The organism is Herbiconiux daphne, from assembly GCF_024979295.1.
In the GTDB taxonomy this organism is placed as follows: Bacteria; Actinomycetota; Actinomycetes; order Actinomycetales; family Microbacteriaceae; genus Herbiconiux; species Herbiconiux daphnes.
The window spans coordinates 1-541 of sequence record NZ_JANLCJ010000732.1 but is presented as its reverse complement, the minus strand read 5'-3'; the positions used below and the strand labels follow the sequence as shown (position 1 = coordinate 541).

The following is a 541-nucleotide window of genomic DNA, read 5'->3' as shown; positions in this document are numbered from 1 at the left end:
GTCGTCTGAGCCATTTGAGAGGCGTCTGGAGCGCCTGAGGCCCCCTGTAGGGCATTCTGTGGCATTGTGTCAGTAATTGCCATCATACCTCCTTAATAGCCCAGCGCTTGCTGAGCTGCATTAGAAATACTACCACCTAACCGGTTAGAGTTCTGTGGAGTGTAAAGTTGTTTGATGCCAATAGCAGGAGCTTCATCAATCGATAAATCATCTTCACCAAGGTCAAGTAATTGAGCTGTAGCTTTCTTACCACCAGCTTTAAGGAACTTAACTTGTGAGGAACTTAACCAATCGAACCCTTCACTATCATCATCCATTGAGTTACCAGCATTACCGAAGTTAGCACCACTCAATGCATTACCAAGCATGTTGTTGGTGTTGATGTCAGGTGAATTCCATTTCTTATCGAATACACCCTTACCACCAAAGTTATTAGTAGCAAGTGCGACATCTTTAAGTGTGCCTTGAACCATCATTGGTTTGCCAGTTGCTTTATCAGTTGTCCAACCGAAGCTACCCATACCATAACCAGTACCTGTCA

General features: G+C 44.4%; 1 protein-coding gene. It reads right to left on the bottom strand.

All coding sequences use genetic code 11. The features are described 5' to 3' along the window. Nucleotides 1–92: 92 nt before the first annotated feature. A partial coding sequence (locus N1032_RS27395) for a hypothetical protein (RefSeq protein WP_259543868.1) occupies nucleotides 93–541 on the bottom strand: 449 nt, incomplete at its 5' end.